Annotated in this window: 5 protein-coding genes; 1 reads left to right on the forward strand and 4 read right to left on the reverse strand. The window is 41.8% G+C overall.

The genetic code is table 11. The features are described 5' to 3' along the window. The first annotated feature begins 150 nt into the window (after positions 1 to 150). Positions 151 to 705: a hypothetical protein gene (locus tag EWV68_RS18725; RefSeq protein WP_004163268.1), complete on the forward strand. Its 555-nt coding sequence runs from the start codon at positions 151 to 153 to the stop codon at positions 703 to 705. On the opposite strand, the gene EWV68_RS18730 is transcribed toward EWV68_RS18725, so the two are convergent. From EWV68_RS18730 to EWV68_RS18745, 4 genes are all read right to left on the reverse strand, one after another. Next, positions 706 to 1023, reverse strand: a complete 318-nt coding sequence (locus EWV68_RS18730) for a hypothetical protein (protein WP_002763627.1) — start codon at positions 1021 to 1023, stop codon at positions 706 to 708. It abuts the gene before it with no gap. 122 nt (positions 1024 to 1145) lie between these two features. Then, a complete protein-coding gene (gene crtR / locus EWV68_RS18735; RefSeq protein ID WP_004163266.1) occupies positions 1146 to 2036 on the reverse strand; it encodes a beta-carotene hydroxylase in 891 nt (296 codons plus the stop codon). A 162-nt stretch (positions 2037 to 2198) separates the two neighbouring features. Beyond that, the gene (locus tag EWV68_RS18740; RefSeq protein WP_287170686.1) at positions 2199 to 2618 is read right to left on the reverse strand and encodes a helix-turn-helix domain-containing protein; all 420 of its coding nucleotides are present in this window, start codon (positions 2616 to 2618) and stop codon (positions 2199 to 2201) included. Then, on the reverse strand, positions 2602 to 2901 hold the full coding sequence (locus EWV68_RS18745) for a type II toxin-antitoxin system HigB family toxin (RefSeq protein ID WP_190722746.1): 300 nt from the start codon (positions 2899 to 2901) through the stop codon (positions 2602 to 2604). The genes EWV68_RS18740 and EWV68_RS18745 overlap by 17 nt, the downstream gene beginning before the upstream one ends. Positions 2902 to 3417: the final 516 nt, after the last annotated feature.

The following is a 3417-nucleotide window of genomic DNA, read 5'->3' on the forward strand; positions in this document are numbered from 1 at the left end:
ATCGGTAAGAATAGGCTTTTTCCATGTCTCATATTTTAGCATATATTTCGTAAATGTGCTAATATTTAACAGCAAAGCCGCCGTAAAACGGCGGGGTTTCAGACCCAAATTTTCGATGATTCGGGTTGAATTTACCAAGTTTATTAAATTATGCGTTCTCCCCAATTAATTGTTCTATTGCTCGGTTTATCCCTTCTCCCCAGCATCTCCCCCGCTTTTGTCCATGCTAATCCCTCGATAGTGCCAGTGAAACAATCGAGTAATCGCGATTGGGGACAAAAAATCAGCGAAGCGGAAATTAAAGCAATGATTGAAGACATTCAAACCGCTATTAAAGATAAAAATATCGCCCTAATCCTCAAACACTATGCCCCGTTTATTTCCTCGCAATTGACCATTAAAACCGATGCTAGTACCGAAATTTTTGAGTTAGATGGCATCACGGAACATAAAATATTTTTAGAGGAATCCTACAAAAATATTAAAAGTATAGAGGTTCTTTCTGAGAATTGGGACGTGGATATTCTTGCTAATAACGAGATGGCGATTGTCACTCGCGAGCGAGTAGTCAATATTACCAACACCGAGGGTGATAACTATATAGTTGCATCGGAAGCGGTGGCTAAAGTCGCTCCCATCGACGGCAAATTGAGGATATTTTCCATTCAAGAAACCGCCGAAGTGGGACGCAGACCAAAAAAATAATCAACCTCTCCGGTTGGGACTAGACCAACCCGACTCCCGCCGTCTTCGTCCCTCGATAAAACCGTCATCATAGTCTCTAGAATTGCGCGGATTATCATAGCGGGCAAAGTTAAACCCGTCCTCTAGTCCGCGCTGAAATTCTTGCTCTGGTGGCACAAATCGATAACGTTGTCTATTATCCTGTACCGCCCGGTTGATTAACAAGGCCCCCGCTCCAATACCCACGGCCTCACCAAAGGTTAAAGACTTAGCATAATCGATGTTAATTGTCAAGAAAGTTGTTGTTAAAATTAAGGCTTTTCCCCAATGCTGACCCATAAAATCCTCCTTAAAAAAATCAAGTTGACAACGAAACCATTACAGATACAGAGTTTCTCATAAAATCGACCACCGACTTCCCAAAACGGAAACCTTGTACCTCACCATTACGATAACTGCTATTAGCTAGATTTAGAAGAATGGGAGTGAAAGCGAATCCCCAAGAAGACATCGTAGAGGAAACTCCAGAAATTCTTACCTTGCAGTAAACCTAAAGACTGTTCACAATCTTTCGCATCTAAAAGCGGTTTAGTGGCATAGTATGCCGGTTGGTATTTGTACCAGGGAATCGACGGCCAGAGATGATGCACGAGATGATAATTCTGCCCTAAAATCAGCAGATTTAAGAGGGGACTGGGGTAAACTCGGGCATTTTTCCAACGATTGCGCTCTTGGAAAGGACGATGGGGGAGATAATCGAAAAATAAACCGAGGGCAATTCCCACCACTAAAGCGGGAACAAACCAAAAATTCATCACATAGCTGATAAAACCGTATTGACAGGCGAAGATGACTATGGTAGCAACAAAAAGACGACTGAGGAACCATTCCAGCAGTTCGTATTTCCGCCAGAGTTGCCGCTTAAAAAAGAAGATTTCGTGATAAAAAAATCTGGCCGCAATCATCCACAAAGGGCCACCAGTGGAGACAAAATGATCCGGATCATTTTCGGGATCGTTAACGTGAGCGTGGTGCTGTAAATGGACTCTAGTGAAGACCGGAAAGGCAAAACCGAGCATTAAAGCACTGCCATGACCTAAAATAGCATTAAATAGCCGATTGCTATGGGCAGAATTATGAGAGGCATCGTGGATAACTGTCCCCGATAAATGTAAAGCGAGGACATTAGCACTAAAACAAATCCAGTCGGGCCAGGACCATAGCCAATAGCCACAGGTAGATAGGGTTATTAGGCTCAAGGCACTAAAAAACATGGTAACGTTTGGGTTGAAGCCCCCCGGTGCTTTTAAATACTCTTTGGGGACTGTCAGCAACATCTCGGCCGACTGCATTATGGGTGTTGCTCCTTATTGTGTTCGCTTTACTGGCGTAAATTATCATACTACGGCTTTTTCATAAAGTTTTGTAACATTATCTTAATTAATCTAAAGTTATGAAGAAAGTAAGGATTTGTTATATGGTCTTCCCCCCTCAGTCCCCGAGGGAAAGCGAGGCTACAAGAGAAAATCACGGGCGCTTAACGCCAGTTTCGCACTTAAACGATTAAAAAATTCGGCTAGAGACTCGGCTTGAGAGGGAGCGATCGCTTGTTTCCCCCCTATCACAGATTCTACCCTATCCCGATCGCCGAAAATATCGACAAGACACTCCCTATCGATATCGAATTCATCAAGTAAAGATTCTAACGTAGCGGCAGGATTTGTTCGGGCGATCGGATAATGTTTCCGCTCGTATTCTTCCACTAATAACACCAGTAAATCGAATAATAGTCCTTCGTCATTGCTTAACTCCCGTGACATCATCCCTTCAATTATGCTTAAAAATCGCTCGTATTCTTGCGAGTTATTAATCGGTTTCGGTTGATACTGCAAGAGTAAATCACCATAGGTTAATGGATTAGAAGTAGGGATCATTTTTCCAGTTCTCCTTATTGTATTCAGCGTGACTTAGAATATATTTAACGAAAATGGTTTGACGAGAATAATTGATGTCAGCGATTAAACGGTATTTGTTTCCCTTGATATTAAAAACTGTAAAATTTCCCACCGCCTCCGCTTTCGGGTAGCGACCTTGAACCTCTACTAAATTTTTCCAGTTAGCCTTACTAGCGAAGTTATACCAATCGCTAAGAGCGTCTTCTGCGTCCGAGTGGCGTTGCCAAAACTCTCGTAATTTGACTTTACTGATCACGTGCATTGATCGCTAGTTTTATTGTTCTCTTTAACCTAGATAAACATTGATCACTCTAATAATTATAGTGTATGTCAATTTGACCGATCGCTCCCCGCACCCCAGAAAAGCGCACCACTTCGCCGCTCTCTTGGGAGATCGCCCTAAATCCCGAATCGAGTAATCAATAATAGACCTCTTGCATAAATCCGAAAACAAACGATAGAAACAATAATGGGAGGGACTTTTAGTTAATTATTTATTAGTAGTTGATAATCTTCAAAAATGTTGCTGTACAAGGATCGACTTAAGACTTTTGCAAGAGGTCTAATAGCTAGATAAAGCATAATAAATATAAATTACAAAAACCTTGACAAAATCGGGGGGGGGTAATATTCGGGGTAATTTAGCTAAACAATGTATTCTATCCCACATTCCGCACCCTAAAGTGTCACATTGAAAATTTTATCTAAATCGTCAAAACGATTGCCGGCTCTGAATTACAGGCTAATTTGTTTGCCCAGCAGATGCACAATTAGCCCT

The sequence above is a fragment of the Microcystis sp. M_QC_C_20170808_M9Col genome (assembly GCF_007095495.1).
GTDB classification, from domain to species: Bacteria; Cyanobacteriota; Cyanobacteriia; order Cyanobacteriales; family Microcystaceae; genus Microcystis; species Microcystis aeruginosa.